Source organism: Streptomyces sp. NPDC101165 (assembly GCF_044768135.1).
Classification (GTDB): domain Bacteria; phylum Actinomycetota; class Actinomycetes; order Streptomycetales; family Streptomycetaceae; genus Streptomyces.
This window is the reverse complement of record NZ_JBIWPG010000009.1, coordinates 304121-321843: the sequence shown is the minus strand read 5'-3', so window position 1 is coordinate 321843 and position 17723 is coordinate 304121. Positions and strand designations below refer to the sequence as shown.

16 protein-coding genes are annotated in these 17723 nt (G+C 72.4%); 8 read left to right on the top strand and 8 right to left on the bottom strand.

Annotation, left to right across the window (positions count from 1 at the left end; all coding sequences use genetic code 11):
- Window positions 1-2: 2 nt before the first annotated feature.
- Entirely contained in the window at window positions 3-734 is a 732-nt protein-coding gene (locus ACIRVH_RS21525) for a ZIP family metal transporter (protein ID WP_403955627.1), read from the bottom strand.
- A 118-nt stretch (window positions 735-852) separates the two neighbouring features.
- On the opposite strand from ACIRVH_RS21525, the gene cobM reads away from it, so the two are divergent.
- The 6 genes from cobM to cobC are packed head-to-tail and all read left to right on the top strand — an operon-like array spanning window position 853 to window position 7218.
- Window positions 853-1671, top strand: coding sequence for a precorrin-4 C(11)-methyltransferase (cobM, locus tag ACIRVH_RS21520; RefSeq protein WP_403955625.1), 819 nt, complete (start codon window positions 853-855; stop codon window positions 1669-1671).
- On the top strand, window positions 1668-2900 hold the full coding sequence (gene cbiE, locus ACIRVH_RS21515) for a precorrin-6y C5,15-methyltransferase (decarboxylating) subunit CbiE (protein WP_403955623.1): 1233 nt from the start codon (window positions 1668-1670) through the stop codon (window positions 2898-2900). Before cobM ends, cbiE begins: the two co-directional genes overlap by 4 nt.
- Window positions 2897-4648 (top strand): precorrin-3B C(17)-methyltransferase, encoded by a 1752-nt coding sequence (gene cobJ, locus ACIRVH_RS21510; protein ID WP_403955622.1) that lies wholly within the window; start codon window positions 2897-2899, stop codon window positions 4646-4648. The genes cbiE and cobJ overlap by 4 nt, the downstream gene beginning before the upstream one ends.
- A 5-nt stretch (window positions 4649-4653) precedes the next feature.
- The gene (locus ACIRVH_RS21505; RefSeq protein WP_393482242.1) at window positions 4654-5241 is read left to right on the top strand and encodes a precorrin-8X methylmutase; all 588 of its coding nucleotides are present in this window, start codon (window positions 4654-4656) and stop codon (window positions 5239-5241) included.
- On the top strand, window positions 5238-6173 hold the full coding sequence (locus ACIRVH_RS21500) for a sirohydrochlorin chelatase (protein ID WP_403955621.1): 936 nt from the start codon (window positions 5238-5240) through the stop codon (window positions 6171-6173). The genes ACIRVH_RS21505 and ACIRVH_RS21500 overlap by 4 nt, the downstream gene beginning before the upstream one ends.
- Window positions 6163-7218 carry an Rv2231c family pyridoxal phosphate-dependent protein CobC gene (cobC, locus tag ACIRVH_RS21495; RefSeq protein WP_403955619.1) on the top strand — a complete coding sequence of 352 codons (1056 nt, stop codon included), beginning with the start codon at window positions 6163-6165 and terminating at the stop codon, window positions 7216-7218. Before ACIRVH_RS21500 ends, cobC begins: the two co-directional genes overlap by 11 nt.
- A 42-nt stretch (window positions 7219-7260) precedes the next feature.
- On the opposite strand, the gene ACIRVH_RS21490 is transcribed toward cobC, so the two are convergent.
- Both ACIRVH_RS21490 and ACIRVH_RS21485 read right to left on the bottom strand, forming a co-directional pair.
- Window positions 7261-10731, bottom strand: coding sequence for a protein kinase (locus tag ACIRVH_RS21490; protein ID WP_403955617.1), 3471 nt, complete (start codon window positions 10729-10731; stop codon window positions 7261-7263).
- Between the two features lie 54 nt (window positions 10732-10785).
- Window positions 10786-11682: a serine/threonine-protein kinase gene (locus ACIRVH_RS21485; protein ID WP_403955615.1), complete on the bottom strand. Its 897-nt coding sequence runs from the start codon at window positions 11680-11682 to the stop codon at window positions 10786-10788.
- Window positions 11683-11787: 105 nt separating this feature from the next.
- Here ACIRVH_RS21485 and ACIRVH_RS21480 point away from each other — a divergent pair, with 105 nt between their 5' ends.
- Together ACIRVH_RS21480 and ACIRVH_RS21475 are read left to right on the top strand one after the other, a co-directional pair.
- Window positions 11788-12129, top strand: a complete 342-nt coding sequence (locus tag ACIRVH_RS21480) for a hypothetical protein (protein WP_403955613.1) — start codon at window positions 11788-11790, stop codon at window positions 12127-12129.
- Between the two features lie 47 nt (window positions 12130-12176).
- Window positions 12177-12866, top strand: a complete 690-nt coding sequence (locus tag ACIRVH_RS21475) for a hypothetical protein (protein WP_403955611.1) — start codon at window positions 12177-12179, stop codon at window positions 12864-12866.
- Between the two features lie 54 nt (window positions 12867-12920).
- Here the strand turns inward: ACIRVH_RS21475 and ACIRVH_RS21470 are convergent, their stop codons facing one another.
- From ACIRVH_RS21470 to ACIRVH_RS21450, 5 genes are all read right to left on the bottom strand, one after another.
- Entirely contained in the window at window positions 12921-13823 is a 903-nt protein-coding gene (locus ACIRVH_RS21470) for an SCO1860 family LAETG-anchored protein (RefSeq protein WP_403955609.1), read from the bottom strand.
- Window positions 13824-13966: 143 nt separating this feature from the next.
- Complete coding sequence (locus tag ACIRVH_RS21465; protein WP_403955606.1) at window positions 13967-15058, bottom strand: amidohydrolase family protein; 1092 nt, start codon at window positions 15056-15058, stop codon at window positions 13967-13969.
- Window positions 15059-15100: 42 nt separating this feature from the next.
- The gene (locus tag ACIRVH_RS21460; protein WP_403955605.1) at window positions 15101-15895 is read right to left on the bottom strand and encodes an amino acid ABC transporter ATP-binding protein; all 795 of its coding nucleotides are present in this window, start codon (window positions 15893-15895) and stop codon (window positions 15101-15103) included.
- Window positions 15892-16725, bottom strand: a complete 834-nt coding sequence (locus tag ACIRVH_RS21455; protein ID WP_403955602.1) for an amino acid ABC transporter permease — start codon at window positions 16723-16725, stop codon at window positions 15892-15894. The genes ACIRVH_RS21460 and ACIRVH_RS21455 overlap by 4 nt, the downstream gene beginning before the upstream one ends.
- Window positions 16726-16729: 4 nt before the next feature.
- Window positions 16730-17575 carry a transporter substrate-binding domain-containing protein gene (locus ACIRVH_RS21450; protein ID WP_403955600.1) on the bottom strand — a complete coding sequence of 282 codons (846 nt, stop codon included), beginning with the start codon at window positions 17573-17575 and terminating at the stop codon, window positions 16730-16732.
- Window positions 17576-17723: the final 148 nt, after the last annotated feature.

The window sequence follows — 17723 nt, the reverse complement described above, 5'->3', positions numbered from 1 at the left end:
GGTCAGCCGCCGGAGATGCCTACCACCAGCCAGATGAAGGCCACGCCGGCCACCGTGCACAGCAGGGTGGAGCGGGCGGGGTGCTCATGATGGGCCTCGGGGAGGATCTCGGCTGCGGCGAGATAGAGCAGGACGCCGCCGAAGAGGCCGAGATAGCCGCCGAGCAGCGGTTCGGGGATGTGGAAGAACGCGGTCGACAGCGCGCCCACGACGGGTGCGAAGGCGTCGGCGACGAGCATGCCTATCGCCCGGCGCCGCGCGTTGCCGTACAGGCTCGTGATCGTGAAGGTGTTGAAGCCGTCGGCGAAGTCGTGCGCGATCACGGCGAACGCGACGGAGGCGCCCATGCCGCCGCCCACCTGGAAGGCCGCGCCGATCGCCACACCGTCCATCGCGCTGTGGCCGACCATCGCGGCGGCCGCCGTCAGGCCCACCTCGGGCGCGCGGTGGTTGTGCTCGTCGCCCCCGTGCGACGCCTGCCGTGCGGCCAGCGTCCGCTCCACCAGGTGGGCCAGCAGGAATCCGGCCACGAACAGCAGCAGGGCCGCGGGTACGCCGAAGATCTCGCGGTCGGCGGCGTGCAGCGCCTCCGGCAGCAGGTCCAGGCCGACCACGCCCAGCATCAGACCGCCGGCCAGACCCAGGACCAGGTGCCGACGGTCGGTCACGCGCTGTGCCGTCCAGCCGCCGGCCAGCGTCATCAGGAACGCGCCGAGCGCGACAAAGACCGCCATAGGGCCTTGCTATCCGATGGAGGCGCCTTCGCGCACATCCGGCGCCTTCCACATGCCCCCAGACCCTGACATATCCCCCGATTTCGACTCGCACCCCCGCACGAGAGGACCTCTTCCCATGGCCGATGCCCCCACCGGCAAGGTGACGTTCGTCGGTGCCGGCCCCGGCGCCGCCGACCTGCTGACGTTCCGCGCCGCACGCGCGATCGCCGAGGCCGACGTGGTGATCTGGGCGGCGAGCCTGGTCCAGGCGGAGGTGCTCGAGCACGCACGCGCGGGCGCGGAGATCCTGGACTCGGCGGCCATGTCCCTGGAGGACGTCGTGGCCGTCTACCGGCGGGCCCTGACCGAGGGCCTGAAGGTCGCACGGATCCACTCCGGCGACCCGGCGCTGTGGGGCGGCACGCAGGAGCAGCTGGACCGGTGCGCCGAGATCGGGATCGAGACCGAGATCGTGCCGGGCGTCTCCTCCTTCTCCGCCGTCGCCGCCCTCGCGCAGCGTGAGCTGACCATCCCGGAGGTCGCCCAGTCCGTGGTGCTGACCCGGCTGGGCGGCGGCAAGACGCCGATGCCGCCCGGCGAGGAGGTGCGCGAGTTCGCCCGGCACGGCACCACCATGGCGATCTTCCTGTCGGCGGCGCGCAGCGGCCAGCTGGTGCGGGAGCTGCTGGAGGGCGGCTACCCGACGGACACCCCCGTGGTCATCGCCTACCAGGCGACCTGGCCGGAGGAGCTGGTCGTGAAGTGCACGATCGGCACGCTGGAGGAGACGGTCAAGGAGCACAAGCTCTGGAAGCACACGCTCTTCCTCGTCGGCCCGGCGCTGGACGCCCACGGGACGCGTTCGCACCTGTACCACCCCGGTCACTTCCACGGGTACCGCAAGGCGGACCCCGAGGCGCGGCGGGCGCTGCGCGAGCGGGGTGCGAACAGTTGATCACGGTCGTCGGTACGGGGACGGGGGCGCCGGTTCCCGCGGACGTCCTCGCCGGTGCCGCTCTGGTCGTCGGCGGGCGGCGCCATCTGGACGCCGTACGGCTGCCCGAGGGCGCGGAGCGGATCGTGCTCGGGCCGCTGGCGCCCGCCCTGGAGAGGGTCGCGGAGTACGTCGGCAAGGAGCTGCCGGTGGTCGTGCTGGCCTCCGGGGATCCCGGGTTCTTCGGGATCGTGCGGGCGCTGGCCGAGCGGTTCGGGGCCGGGCTGCTGGACGTGCGGCCCGGGGTGTCGTCGGTGGCGACGGCGTTCGCACGGATCGGGCTGCCGTGGGACGACGCGGTCGTGGTGAGCGCGCACGGGCGTGACCTGCGCACGGCCGTCAACGTGTGCCGGGCGCACCCGAAGGTGGCGGTGCTGACCGGGCCCGGGGCCGGGCCCGCCGAGCTGGGCGCAGCGCTCGACGACGGCCGGGTCCTCGTCGTGGCGAGCGCGCTCGGCGATCCGGAGCGCGAGCGGGTGGAGCGGGTGACGCCCGCCGAGGCCGCGGCACGGGACTGGGGTACCGCGGTGAGCGTGGTGCTGTGCCTGGACGAGACCCGGGCGCTGGGCGGGCTGCGCACCGTCGCCGGGGTGCCCGCGCAGCCGGACCGATGGGCGCTGGACGAGAGCGACTTCGCGCACCGCGACTCGATGATCACCAAGTTCGAGGTGCGGGCGCTGGCGCTGGCCCGGCTCGGGCCGCGCCTGGGCGACCTGGTGTGGGACGTCGGCGCGGGTTCGGGTTCGGTGGCCGTGGAGTGCGCGCGGCTCGGCGCGGCCGTCGTGGCCGTCGAGAAGGCCCCGGACGGGGTCGAGCGGATCCGTGCCAACGCGCGGGCGCACGGTGTCGACGTCCGTGTGGTGCACGGCTCGGCGCCGGATGCGCTGGTCGAACTCGACGATCCCGATGCGGTGTTCGTCGGCGGCGGCGGGCGTGAGTTGCCTGCCGTTGTCGGCGCGTGCGCGCGACGGGCGCGGCGGACCGTCGTCGTCGCCATGGCGGCGCTGGACCGGGTGCCGGCGGCGCGTGCGGCGCTGACGAGTGCCGGGTTCGCCTGCGACGGGGTGCTGTTGCAGTCGTCGCGGCTGGCGCCGCTGCCGGGTGACGTGACCCGGCTCGCGGCGACCAATCCCGTTTTCCTGCTGTGGGGCGTCAGAACCCCGGCGTCTAGTGAAGGAGTTGCTCAGTGATCGGCCTCATTTCCGCCACCGCGGCGGGGGCGGTGGCGCGCGACCGGCTGGCCGCGGCCTGGCCGGACCGTACGCGGGTGTACGACGGTCCCGTCGGGGAGGCCGTCCGGGCCGCGTTCGCGGAGTGCGGGCAGCTGGTGTGCTTCCTGGCGACGGGCGCGACGGTACGGCTGCTCGCGCCGCTGCTCGGCGACAAGGCGGCGGACCCGGGTGTGGTGTGCGTGGACGAGAGCGGCCGCTTCGCGGTGTCGCTGGTCGGCGGGCACGGCGGCGGCGCCAACGAACTCGCCCGAGAGGTGGGCGCGTTGCTGGGCGCGGAGCCGGTGGTGACGACCGCGACGGACGCCGTGGGGCTGCCGGGTCTCGACACCCTCGGGTTCCCGTTCGAGGGCTCGGTCGCCACGGTGTCCCGGGCTCTGCTGGACGGCGAACCCGTCGCTCTGGAGACCGAGGTGCCGTGGCCGCTGCCCCCGCTGCCGACCTCGCCGCGGGGGTCGTACACGGTCCGGCTCACGGACCGCGCCGTCGAACCGGGCGAGCGGGAGGTGCTGCTCCGGCCGCCGTCCCTGGTGGTCGGGGTCGGCGCCTCCAGGGGTGCGCCGGTCGAGGAGGTGCTCGGTCTGGTCGAGGACGCGCTGCGGGAGGCGGGTCTCTCGCCGAGGTCGGTGGCCGAACTCGCCACCGTGGACGCCAAGTCGGAGGAGCCCGGCATCGTCGCGGCCGCCGAGCGGCTGGGGGTGCCGCTGGTGACGTACCCGGCCGAGGAGCTGGCTGCCGTGCGGGTGCCCAACCCGTCGGACGCCCCGCTCGCGGCCGTCGGCACCCCGTCCGTCGCCGAGGCGGCGGCGCTGGTGCGCGGCGGTGAACTCCTGGTGCCCAAGCGGAAGTCCGAGCGTGCCGACGGGCAGCCGGCCATGGCGACCTGTGCCGTCGTACGACGCCCCGGGCGCGGGCGGCTCGCGGTGGTCGGGCTCGGCCCCGGCGCCCGGGACCTGCTCACCCCACGCGCGGCGGCGGAGCTGCGGCGGGCGTCCGTGCTGGTGGGCCTCGACCAGTACGTCGACCAGATCCGCGACCTGCTGCGGCCGGGTACCCGGGTGCTGGAGTCGGGGCTCGGCGCCGAGGAGGAGCGGGCCCGTACGGCGGTCGCCGAGGCCCGCAAGGGGCATGCGGTGGCGCTGATCGGCAGCGGGGACGCGGGCGTGTACGCCATGGCCTCCCCCGCGCTCGCCGAGGCGTCCGACGACATCGACGTGATCGGCGTGCCGGGTGTGACGGCCGCGCTGGCCGCCGGGGCGATCCTGGGCGCGCCGCTGGGCCACGACCACGTGTCGATCAGCCTGTCCGACCTGCACACGCCGTGGGAGGTCATCGAGCGGCGGGTGCGGGCGGCCGCCGAGGCGGACATCGTGGTCACCTTCTACAACCCGCGCTCCCGGGGCCGCGACTGGCAGCTGCCCAAGGCGCTCGCGATCCTCGCCGGGCACCGGGAGCCGACGACGCCCGTCGGTGTCGTACGCAACGCCTCGCGGCCGGACGAGTCGAGCCGGCTGACGACGCTGGCCGCGCTCGACCCGGCGACGGTCGACATGATGACGGTCGTGACCGTGGGCAACACCGCGACCCGGGACATCGCGGGGCGCATGGTGACCCCGCGCGGCTACCGCTGGCAGGAGGCTGCATCGATGAGCGGCTCCGCCGCGGGGCAGGAGAGCACGCAGGTGAGCACGGAGGAGGGCGCCCAGTGAACCCTGTGGCCCGTGTGGTCCATCCCATCGAGCAGGAGTCCTTCCGGCGGCTGCGCACCCGCCTGGACACCTCGCACTTCCCGCCGCTGACCCGGGCGGTGGTGGAGCGGGTCATCCACTCCGCCGCCGACCTGGAGTACGCGACCGACCTCGTCACCGACGAGAGCGACCTGGTGAAGGCGCATGCCGCGCTGCACGCCGGGGCGCCCGTCGTCGTGGACGTGGAGATGGTCGCGGCCGGCATCACCCGCCGGGAGACCGTATGCCGGCTGAAGGACGCCGGGGCCGGGCCGGGGCTGACCCGTTCCGCCCACGCGATCCGGCTCGCGTACGAGGAGGTCGGGCCCGGCGCCCTGTGGGTGATCGGCTGTGCGCCGACCGCCCTGGAGGAGCTGCTGACCCTGGACGCCTCGCCCGCGCTCGTCATCGGCCTGCCCGTCGGCTTCGTCGGCGCGGCCGAGTCCAAGGAGGCGTTGCGGGCGAGCGGGCTGCCCGCCGTGAGCAACGTGTCCGAGAAGGGCGGCTCGGCGGTCGCCGCCGCCGCGCTCAACGCCCTGCTGTACCACCCGATTTCCACCGAGGAGAAGCCGTGACCACCCCGCCGCCCGCCCTGCTCATCGCCGGCCACGGCACCCGGGACGAGGCCGGAGCCGAGGCGTTCCGCGACTTCGTACGGGAGCTGGGCCGCCGCCACCCCGAACTGCCCGTCGCGGGCGGTTTCATCGAGCTGTCCCCGCCGCCGCTGGGCGAGGCCGTCACCGACCTGGTCGGGCGAGGCGTACGGCGGTTCGCGGCCGTGCCGCTGATGCTGGTGTCCGCCGGGCACGCCAAGGGTGACATCCCGGCGGCGCTGGCCCGCGAGAAGGAGCGGCACCCCGGGATCTCGTACACCTACGGCCGCCCGCTCGGACCGCACCCGTCGCTGCTGAACGTGCTGGAGCGGCGGCTGGACGAGGCCCTCGGGGGCACGGCCCGTACACCCGAGGACCGGGCCGACGTGACCGTGCTGCTGGTGGGCCGGGGCTCCACCGACCCGGACGCCAACGCCGAGGTGTGCAAGGCGGCCCGGCTGCTGTGGGAGGGGCGCGGGTACGCCGGTGTGGAGACGGCGTTCGTGTCGCTGGCGGCGCCGGACGTGCCGAGCGGTCTCGACCGGTGCGCGAGGCTGGGGGCGAAGCGGATCGTCGTCCTCCCCTACTTCCTGTTCACCGGCATCCTGCCGGACCGGGTGCGGCAGCAGACCGAGGGCTGGGCGGCCGCGCACCCGGAGGTCGAGGTGCGCTCGGCGGACGTCATCGGGCCCGAGCCGGAGCTGCTGGATCTGGTGATGGAGCGGTACGAGGAGGCCGTCAAGGGCGACCTCCGGATGAACTGCGACTCCTGCGTGTACCGGATCGCGCTGCCGGGCTTCGAGGACAAGGTGGGGCTGCCGCAGCAGCCGCACTTCCACCCGGACGACGACGGCCACCACCACGGTCACGGGCACCACCATCACGGGGGGCACACGCACAGCCATGCACACTGACGACACCGGGCACGATCTGCGGCATCACGGGGACGCCGAGGTCCGTGACGACGGGGCCGCGCTGGTCGACCTCGCGGTCAACGTCCGCGCGGACACGCCGCCGACGTGGCTGCGGGAGCAGATCGCCGGGTCGCTGTCGTCGCTCGCGGCCTACCCCGACGGGCGGGCCGCGCGGGCGGCGGTGGCGGCGCGGCACGGTCTGCCGGTGGAACGGGTGCTGCTGACGGCCGGGGCGGCGGAGGCGTTCGTGCTGCTGGCGCGGGCGCTGAAGGTGCGCCGGCCGGTCGTCGTGCACCCTCAGTTCACGGAGCCGGAGGCGGCGCTGCGGGACGCGGGGCACACCGTGGACCGGGTGCTGCTGCGGGAGACCGACGGCTTCCGGCTGGACCCGGCGGCCGTCCCCGAGGACGCCGACCTGGTGGTGATCGGGAACCCGACCAATCCGACGTCGGTCCTGCACCCGGCCGGCACGATCGCCGGACTCGCCCGCCCGGGGCGGACGCTGGTCGTCGACGAGGCGTTCATGGACGCGGTGCCCGGCGAGCGCGAGGCGCTGGCGGGGCGAACCGACGTGCCCGGCCTGGTCGTACTGCGCAGCCTGACCAAGACATGGGGTCTGGCCGGGCTGCGCATCGGCTACGTGCTGGCCGCACCGGAGACGATCACCGAGCTGGAGCGGGCCCAACCGCTGTGGCCGGTGTCGACACCGGCACTGGCCGCGGCTCAGGCGTGCGTGGCGCCGCGGGCTCTGGCGGAGGCGGCACACGCGGCCCACCGGATCTCGGCGGACCGGGCCCAGCTGGTGGCGGGGCTGGCTGCGTTCGCGTCCCGCGGTGTGCAGGTGGTGGAGCCTGCGGAAGGGCCGTTCGTCCTGGTGCGTATGCCTGGGGCTGCTGTCGTACGGCGCCGGTTGCGCGAGCTGGGCTACGCGGTGCGGCGTGGGGACACATTTCCCGGGCTCGGTGAGGAGTGGGTGCGGTTGGCCGTGCGGGACCGAGGCACGGTGAGCGGGTTCCTGCGGGCACTGTCGGCGGTGATGCCGTAGTTCTCGCACCCGCCCACCCGTCTCGGTGGGCACGAGGGGCGGTCAGAGAACGGCCGCCGCCGGGCCGTCATGGTGGTCGAGCCATGCCCTGCCCCATCCCTCGTTCCAGCTCTGGGCCGCCAGCATCCCCCAGAGGCCCGTCTGCTCCGGACATACCTCCCGTACCACCGTGCCCAGTTCGTCCCAGGTGAGTCGTGCCGCCGTCATGTCACTGCGCCTCACCTGCGCCCCGGTCAGGCCGGTGAGGGCGGACAGCAACGCGTCCACATGCATCGGGTCGGGGGCGCTCCCGGTGTCCGCCGGGTGCAGCCCGGCCAGGACGCGGTACTGCTCCGCTGCCACGCGGAAGCCGTGTACCGCGGCGCTGTGGCGGTGTCCTTTCGCTCCGTACACTCCCTGGCAGAGGGCCGTCCGCGCGTGCAACTCCCGTGCGGGGGCTGTGCCGTGGGTCGTGGACAGCCATTCGAGCATGCCCACCCGCAGCGTCAGATGGCCCCAGACAGGGGAGCCGGGCCCCTCGGCCCGCAGTTGTTCGACGACCTCCGCCAGGCTGCTCTCCAGGGCGTACAGGAGGGGGACGAGGTCGTCGGGGCCCACGCCTCGGCATGTCCGGACCGTGTCCAGTGCCTGCTCGGTCCGCGCGATCACGGCCGCCCGCGAAAGGCCGCTCACCCGGTTCAGGTCGGTGACCAGCTCGGCGTTCCTGTCCGCTGTGGCAAGGCTCCGCCGCGCCTGGACGAGGAGTGTCTCGGCTTCGGGAAGACGGCCCGCCCGGACGAGGTCGAGGGCCAGTGCGGTGGCGGCCCGACCTGCCGCGTCGTGCAGTGCCCGGCCCTCCTCGGCCAGCCGCAGGAAGATCCGCAGGGCGAGCTCACCCGACGCCACGGCGAAGGGCAGTTCGCCCCACTCGCTCGCCGCGGCGGCCACCCGCTGGGCCACTTCGGCGAGTTGGTCCGGGAGCAGCTTGCCCCGGTCGACGGCCGCCTCGATCTCCGCCTGGTTCTCCACCTCCACGCGCAGGACCTGGTCGTACCGGTGCTCGTCGTAGTACAGGTTGGCCAGCAGATAGCACGTGAGGATGCGCAGGTGGGCGTGGTTGCGGTCGTCCGCGGCGTCCAGCAGGCCGAGTGCCCGCTCGCACAGCCGGCGTGCCGAGTCCCGGTCCCCGCCGCGCCGGCGCAGGATCGCGATCTCCCGGCAGAGTCCCGCGGTCACGCCACGACCCTTGACGGTGGCCGGGTAGTCCGGGTCGCGGGTGACATCGAGCCCCTTCGCGTAGTAGTCCTCCGCCGTGCCCTGCTGCCCGGCCTTGAGGTGGACGATTCCGGTCTTGCGGTGGGCGTCCACCAGTTCGGCGCCCCAGCGGGCGACGCCTTCGAGTTCCGCCAGCTGTTTCCACCTGGCCAGCCCCGCGGTGGCCGCTTCGAGGGCCGCGTCCGTGTCCTCGTCCCAGAGCATGGCCGAGGCATGGTCGCAGGCCTCGGCGAGATCGTGGACGAGTTCGGCCCGCCCGTCCGTGCGCACCGCGGTCTCCAGATGCGACCGGGCCTGCCGGTAGGCGTCGACGGCCCTCCGGTCCTCCCCCAGCCAGTCGTGGATCTGGCCGGTGAAGAACTCCACCTGACCGAGGAGACCGAGCAGGTCACCACGGCCGTGCGCCACCAGCTCCCGCACGATGTCCTGGGCCCGCGCCGCCCGGCGCAGGGTCAGGAAGGGGTCGACGACACGGCCCCTCGCGAGCATGAGCCAGATCTCCGCCTGCCGTGCCGGGTCCAGATAGCCGACCGGCTCCGGGCCGTCGAGCCACTCCTCGACCTGCTGGAAGCATTCCCGCGCCTCCTCCTCACGGCCCAGCTGCCGCAGGACGACACCCGTGTTGAAGACGCTGACGAACACTCCCGTCACGTCTTCTCTGGACCTCGCGTCGTCGGCGGCCTGCCGCAGCAGCCCGAGGCTCTCCTCCGGGTCGCCGACGCTCCGTGCCCTGGTGTTGAGTGCCACACCGAAGAGTCCTGCCGTCTCCTCGGAAGGCGGCAGCCGACGCACCACGGCGAGTGCCCGCTCGCTGACCCGCGCCGCCTCCTCGACCTCGCCCGCGTTGTAAAGGTGGTTGGCCAGCACCGTCAGGGCGTCGCCCAGCAGCACGGTGGGCGTCTCTCCCGCCGCCGCCACACAGTCCCGGAATCTCGCGGTCGCGCCACGGCCGTCGCCCAGCCGAGCCAGCAGACGTCCCGTGGAGAGCAGGCTCCGGCAGACCAGATCGGTCCGTTCCGGTGTGCCCGGGCCCGGCGCCTCGGTGACCATCCGGTGTGCCTCGTCGGACGCGTTGAGTTCCTGCAGCAGCCGGGACTTCATGCCGCCCTCGTCGCTGGGCCAGAACGGAAGCGTCTGCGCATAGGGCCGGCCGGTGAGGTCGCTGGCACGCAGCAGCAACGAGCGGCCGCTCTCCCAGTACGCGCCGCTGGGTGTGCGGCGATCCGCCGGCCGGAAGTCCACGGCTTCCGGCGCCGGCGGCTCGGGGGCGGCGAGATCCAGCGGGATGCCCGTCTCCTCGACCGCGATCTCCAGCATCCGGTCGGCGAGTTCGCGCAGTGATGCCGGCCGGCGTTCGGGGTCCGGGTGGAAGCACGCTGCGAGTACGTCGGTGAGCGCGGGCGGGATGGTGATCGACTGCGGCCGCAGCGGGCCTTCGGCCGCGGCCCGCAGCACGTAGGGGGCCACGGTTCCCGAGGGCCAGGTACGTTCGCCCACCAGCAGTTCCAGAAGGGTGACCGCCCAGCTCCACACGTCCGTCGCCACGGTGAGCGTGCGTCCCTCGGCCTGCTCGGGTGAGACGTACGGCAGGGAGCGGCGCCCGGCCGCGAGGTCGTCCTGCGGAGTGCCGAGGTCCAGGCCGCGCCGGGCGCGGTCCATCATGGCGACCAGTTCCCCGGCGTTCTCCGGCAGTTCGTCGACGGGGTTGCCCATCTCCCGCAGCCAGGCCCGCAGCTGGCGGTTCTGCACCTCGGTGCGGGACCAGGCCCGGGTGGAGACGCCGAAGTCGGTCAGCTTCACCGTGCCCTCGGCGGTGAGCAGGATGTTGGAGGGCTTCACATCGAGGTGCAGCGTTCCCGACGCGTGCGCGGCGTCGAGGGCCCAGGCGGTCTGGGCCGCGAGACCGAGAACGGTGGACAGCGCGGTGGCCTCGTCGGCCGGGGGCCAGGCCCCGTCGGCAAGCCGGTCCGCGAGCGAGCCGCCCGGGACGTACTCGCCGAAGACGGCGAGATGGCGTTGCCCGAGCCGGGTGAAGTGACAGGTCGTGATGTACGGGTGGGCGGGCAGCCCGACCCACCGCTGGGCCTCCTGGAACGCCAGCGCCGAGTCACCGGCCGTTCTGGTGCGTATGTGCTTCACCGCGTAGCGCTCTCCCGTGCGTACCTGACGTGCCAGGTCCACGGTGCTCACCCCGCGGCCGAGGCGTCGTTCGACGACGAAGCCCTCGAGTACGTCCCCGCCGGAAGATCGTTCGTACACCCTGCCCCCATCTCCACCGGACTCAGCCGGAAATCAGCCGGAACGCATCGGCCGTCAGCCGAAGGCGGCCAGTGCGGACCGCAGGTCCGCCGCAGGCATCGCGGGCGGCACCAGGTCCGCGCGAAGGGTCTCGTCCACCAGGCCCGCCAGGGCGTCGGGCACCCGCGCACCCCGCGCGCCCAACGGCACCAGAGGGGTCTCCAGCACCCCGAGCCAGGGGTCCCGGTCGGGGTCCAGATCACGGGGCATGTGCCCGGTCAGCGCGAAGTACAGCGAGGCGGCCACCGCCCAGACGTCGACCCCCGGCGGCACCCGCTTGTAGTCCACCATCTGCGCCCGCGGCATGAAGCCAGGGCTGCCGCCGTACTGACCGGTGCGGGTGATGCTGGTGAGACCGGCGGCCTCGCACGCCTTGGCGAGCCCGAAGTCCGCGAGTTTCGCCACCGTCGCACCGTCCGGCCCCTGCCCGAGCAGGATGTTCGGCGGCTTCACGTCACGGTGGACAACCCCCTGCACCGTGACCGGCTCGCCCCGGGCGTCGACCGTGTTCAGCGGGGCGTGATGGGCGTAGTCCAGGCCGTCGAGCACGCCCACGAACAGCGGGACCGCCTCCGCCACCGGCAGCGGGCCGGACCGCGCGATCCGGTCGGCGAGACTTCCGAGGCCACAGAACTCCATCACCAGACAGGGCCGGCCGGCCGCCTCCGCGGTGCGGTGCATGCGCACCACGTTCGGGTGCACCAGCGCCAGGGATATCTCGAGTTCACGCCGGAACAGGGCCGTCGCCCGCGGATCGGGCTCGTCGGCCTCGTCCCGCAGGACCTTGACGGCCCGTGTCTCGTTCGCGGCCGGGTCGATGCCGGCGTAGACGTCCCCCCAACCGCCTGTTCCGATCTTCCGAAGGTCACGCCAGTTCTCGAGACCGGGCAGCCCGAACACACCATCCGGCATGAATTCCCCCGTCCCCTCCCCCTGTTTGTGCCCTTGTGACACGTATCCTGTTCTTCCCTTACCATCGCTTCATATTCATGACGGTCCGGGACGATCGGGGCATACATGTCGGACCCGTTCAGCACCTTCCTCAACACGTCCATGTCGATCCGTCAGCATCAGTCGGTCCAGGGAACGTCGGGCGCTTCATCCCAACTGCGGGAATCGCTCCTGGAGTTGCTGGGCCACCTGTCGGTCCAGGTCGAGGAGCACGGAGCGGCTCTCGGCCATCGGGAACGGGTGCTCACGCTCATCGGCCGGGCGCAGGACGAGGCGGTCCGGAGCTCCCCGGACCTGCATCTGCTGCGTGCGCTCATCACCGAGGTCGGCCACGACGTCGCGGCCGTGTCCTCGTTGGAGGCCATCGTCTCCGCCCTTCAGGCAGTGCTCGCGAACATGCAGGCCTGACGGCCTGCCCACCGAACCGACCGCAGGTGCCGAGGAGGGGGACGGCCGTGCTCGACTACGTGGTGGCATGTGGCGGAGGGGCCCTGGTGGGCCTGGTGGAGCTGTTCTCCCGCTACCGGGACAGCCCAGCAGCGCTGCTGGGGGTGGCCAGCGCCTGGATGTACATCGCCATCAACGCGGCGGCATCCGGCGGTGTCCTGTTGCTCACCCACACCTTCGCGCTCACCTTCGGCGCGTCGGAACCCGGCACCGAGGGCACCACCCAGGTGCTCGTCGCACTTTTCGGGGCACCCACGGTGCTGCGCAGTTCACTGTTCACCATTCGCGTGAGCGGTCAGGACGTCGGCATCGGCCCCTCGTCGATTCTCAGCACGTTGCTGTCCGTGGCCGACCGCGGAGTCGACCGGGCCCGGGGTCGCGACCGCTCCCGCCAGGTGGTGAAGATCATGCGGGGCATCTCCTACGACAAGGCCCAGTTGGCGTTGCCCACCTTCTGCCTGGCACTCCTGCAGAACAGTCCGCAGGAGGAGCAGGGGAAACTCGCGGTCGCGAACGAGGCCCTGGCCGGCAGCGAGATGTCGGATGCCCAGAAGGCCTTCGGTCTGGGTCTGCTCCTCGTCAATGTCGTCGGCCTGCCCCTTCTGCGCGAAGCCGTGGAGGCGATGCGCGACGAGATCGCGGCAGACCCGGACCGCGCCGGGCTGCCACAGCAGGCCGCGCCCGCACGGGCGATCTGACTCCGGCCGCCGGGCCGGCAGCGCTTGCCGGCTGCTGCCGGCCCGGACCGGCTGTCACCCGCGCCGGCGTCGGGCCACCGTCACCGCTCCCCCGCCCACCAGCAGCAGCGCCAGTGCGCCGCCCGCGATGTACGGCGTCGTCGCGTTGCCGCCCGTCTCGGCCAGGTCGGCGCGGGCGCCCTGGGGCTTCACGTCGGTCGCCGGGTCGTGGTTCGGGACCGAGTGTCCGGTGGGCGGGTGCATCGGGGACTCGCAGGTGGCCTTGGCCAGGGTGATCGTTCCTGCTACGTCGGCCACGTTGAGCTTCAGCGGGTTGACGGAGACCTTGAGTTCGAGGGCCGTCGCGGCCGCCGTGCGGGTCGTGGTCGTGTGCCGGGAGAGGTCGAGGCGGACCTCGCCGACGCCAGGCACCTTCACCTCGGTGGGGCCGCCCGCGGTCAGCGTGACGCGCTTGCCGAGGACCGTGACGGCGCCGAGGACGTCGGCGGAGGCGACGGGCCGTTTGCCGACCGCGCAGGTCGCCTTCGCGGTGACCGTGTCGACCTCCACGAGGGAGAGCAGGGGCAGGCCCGGGACGTGCACCTTGGCGTGGACGACGCGGACCGAGCCCTCGGCGAGCTTGTTGTCCACCGTGGCCTTGGCCTGGGCGACGTCCGCGCCGAAGACCGTGAACGGCTTGCCGCCGTTCACGCCGTCGAGCCGGGCGGAGAGCGCGGTTCTGTCGGCACTCCGGGGCGCCTGGACCTCGTTGAGGGTGACCGCGAGCGGGACGTTCACGGTCTTGTTGAGCAGGGACACGTCGAGTCCGGTGCGGAGCACGACGGCGGAGGCGCGACCGTGGTCGGTGGTCGCGTGCGCGGCGCCCGCGCCCAGGACCGCGGGACCTGCGGCCAGGGCGGTGACCGTCGCGACCGTGGCGAGACGGCGTGCGGGCATACGGAAGTTGTTGCTGTTCAAGGCGGTGGGACCCCCAGACGGAACTTGCTTGGGACCCGTCAACCTTGTACGCACTGTGGGTGAACGGTCAGCTATCCTGGGTCACTTCACTCAAACGTGGATATTCCGCACGCCTCTTCGAATCGCCAGGCACACGCGTTCCCTTACTCGACCACGGCCCCGTTGAGCACCACCCGGCGCGGCGCCGCCAGCACCCTTACGTCCGCCCGCGGGTCGGACTCGTACACCACCAGGTCGGCCGGTGCGCCCTCCTCCAGACCGGGGCGGCCCAGCCAGGCCCGGGCCCCCCAGCTGGTGGCCGACAGCGCCGCGACCGGCGGGATGCCCGCGGTGACGAGTTCGGCGACCTCGCCCGCCACCAGGCCGTGGGCCAGTGAGCCGCCCGCGTCGGTGCCGACGTACACCGGGATGCCGGCGTCGTAGGCGCCGCGCACGGTGTCGTAGCGGCGCTCGTGCAGTCGGCGCATATGGGCCGACCAGCGCGGGTACTTGGTCTCGCCGCCCGCCGCGAGCTGCGGGAAGGTGGCGATGTTGACGAGGGTCGGGACGATCGCCACACCGCGCTCGGCGAAGAGCGGGATCAGGTCCTCGGTGAGGCCGGTGGCGTGCTCGATGCAGTCGATGCCCGCCTCGACCAGGTCGCGCAGCGAGCTCTCGGCGAAGCAGTGCGCGGTGACGCGGGCGCCGAGGCGGTGGGCCTCGGCGATGGCCGCCTCCACCGCCTCACGCGGCCAGCAGGCGGACAGGTCACCGAGGTCGCGGTCGATCCAGTCGCCGACCAGCTTGACCCAGCCGTCGCCGCGCCGGGCCTCCTGGGCGACGTACGCGACGAGTTCGTCCGGCTCGATCTCGTGGGCGTAGTTCCGCATGTAGCGGCGGGTGCGGGCGATGTGCCGGCCGGCCCGGATGATCTTCGGGAGGTCGTCGCGGTCGTCGACCCAGCGGGTGTCGGAGGGCGAGCCCGCGTCGCGGATCAGCAGGGTTCCGGTCTCCCGGTCGGTCAGCGCCTGCTTCTCGGCGGTGTCCGCGTCCACCGGGCCGTCCGCGCCGAGTCCGACGTGGCAGTGCGCGTCGACCAGGCCGGGCAGCGCCCAGCCCTCGACGGTCCGGACGTCCCGGGCCCCGGCGGGGCGGTCGTGGCAGACGCGCCCGCCGACCACCCACAGCTCGTCGCGGACGTCCTCGGGGCCCACCAGGACCCGGCCCTTCACGTGCAGCACCGCGTGATCGCTCATGCCTCGCACCTTAATGAGCCGGGACCCGGTCCTGACAGTGACCTACGACTCGGTCTTGCCCACCTGGTCCGGTCCCGCCTTCTCCACCTCGGCCATCGCCGGGTCGAGCAGGCGGGAGAGGAAGTGGCGGGTGCGTTCGTGGCGGGGGCTGCCGATGACCTGGTCGGGGCTGCCGTCCTCGACGATCACGCCGCCGTCCATGAAGACGACCCGGTCGGCGACCTCGCGGGCGAAGGTCATCTCGTGGGTGACGACCATCATGGTCATGCCCTCGGTGGCGAGCATGCGCATGACGGCGAGGACGTCACCGACCAGCTCCGGGTCGAGCGCCGAGGTCGGCTCGTCGAAGAGCATCACCTCGGGGCCCATCGCCAGCGCCCGGGCGATGGCCACGCGCTGCTGCTGGCCGCCGGAGAGGGAGGACGGGTAGGCGTCCGCCTTCTCGGACAGGCCGACCCGGGCGAGGTTCTCGGCGGCGGTCTTCGCGGCCGTGGCCTTGTCCCGCTTGAGGACCCGGCGCTGCGGGAGCGTCAGGTTCTCGGTGACGGTCAGGTGCGGGAAGAGGTTGAACTGCTGGAAGACCATGCCGATGCGGCGGCGTGCGGCGTCGATGTCGACGTCCGGGTCGGTGATCTCGGTTCCGCCGACGAAGACCCGACCCTGGGTGGGCTCCTCCAGGAGGTTCACGCACCGCAGCAGCGTCGACTTGCCGGAGCCGGACGGGCCGATGACACAGACGACCTCGCCCTGGCCGATCTCCAGGTCGATGCCGCGCAGGACGTGGTTGTCGCCGAAGGACTTGTGCAGGTCCTGGACGCGGATCTCCGGGCGGCTCATCGGATCGCCTCCTTGGAACCGGACTCCATGCGGCGGACGACGAAGCCGAGCGGGATGGTGATGAGCAGGTAGCACAGGCCCGCGACCAGGATCGGGGTGGAGTTGGCGGTCGTACTGGCCAGGTCGTTGCCGAACTTGGACAGCTCGCGCTCCTCCAGGGTGACGCCGAGGAACAGCACCAGCGAGGAGTCCTTGAAGAGCAGGACCAGCTCGTTGGTCAGCGGCGGCAGGATGATCCGGAAGGCCTGCGGGACGATGATGGAGATCATGGCCCGGGTGGGCGAGAAGCCCAGGGAACGGGCCGCCTCCATCTGCCCCTTGGGCACCGCCTGGATACCGGCGCGGATGGTCTCCGCCATGTACGCGGCGGAGACCAGGCCGAGGGCGACCGCGACCTTGCCGTAGGTGCCGCCGGGGTACTGGATGTCCGGGAAGGCCAGCGGCACACCCACGCCGACGAAGATGAAGATCAGCAGGGCGGGCAGGCCGCGGAAGATCTCGATGTAGATGCCGGCGACCCAGCGGTACGGCCCCACGGAGGACAGCCGCATCAGGGCTATGACCATGCCGAGGGCGAGGCCCACGACGAAGCCGGACAGGGTGTACAGCACGGTGTTCTTGAGCGCCACCGTGATGACGTCCGGGAACATCTGCTCGGCGATGTGGGCCTGCGCGAACTGGTTCTTCAGCCGTCCCCAGTCCGCCGCGGCCGCGAACGCGACCACGGCGGCGACGAAGACCGCGTACTGCGCCGCGCGCGACAGCCTGCGCTTCTGGCGGCGGGTCAGGCCCGTCTTCCTCGGCTGGATCTGCGTGTCCGTCTCGGTCATGGGGTCAGGAGGCGGACGGCGAGGCGGCGGAGGCGCCGTACGGGCCGATCCACTGCTCGTAGAGCTTCTTGTACGTGCCGTCGGCCTTGGCGTCCTTGAGGGCCTTGTTGACGGCGGCGAGCAGCGCGGTGTTGCCCTTCTTCACCGTGAAGCCGTACTGCTCACCGGTGTTGAGGTTGTCGACGACCTTGAAGGCGTCGGCGTTGGCCTTGTCCTTCAGCCAGCCCCGGACGACCGGGTAGTCGATGACGACGGCCTGGACCTGGCCGGTGCGCAGACCGTTGAGGACCGCGTCGGAGGAGTGGAAGGAGACCGGGTCGAAGCCCTTGCTCCTGGCGTAGTCCTCGCCGGTGGTCTGGGCCTGGGCGCCGAGCTTCTTGCCCTTGGCCTTGACGTCGGCGAGCGAGTTCACGCCGGCCTTCTTGTCGACGAGGACGGCCTGGGTGGCGTCGAAGTACGGGTCGGAGAAGTCGACGTTCTTCTTGCGCTCGGCGGTGATGGTCATGCCGGCGGCGGCGAGGTCGCACTGCCCGGAGTTGAGGAAGGCGCCGGTCTTGAAGTTCTCGAACGGCGTGTCGAGGATCTGCTGCTTGACGCCCAGGTTCTTGGCGACGAGGTCGATCAGGGAGACGTCGAAGCCCTGCACCTTGCCGTTGATCTCCGACTGGAACGGCGGGTACGGCAGGTGGGTGCAGGTGGTCAGCTGACCGGCCTTGACGAGGTGGACGCCCTTGGCGGTGGTCTTGCCGCTCTCCGAGCCGCCGGAGGAGCAGCCGGCCACGAGCACGAGCCCGGCCGTCGCGGTGGTGGCGGCCAGGATGCGGGTCCGGCGTCCGAGGAGCGTTTTCATGGGGGGATCTCCCTGTGGGGGAACTGTGGGTTCCGATTATAAGGAAGAGTTTGAGTCTCTCAAACCAAACCGATGGTTACGGAGCCTTTCGACTTAAGATCGATGGAGTCGCGCCCGTGGAACACCCCCTGAACGAAGAGAGCAGCGC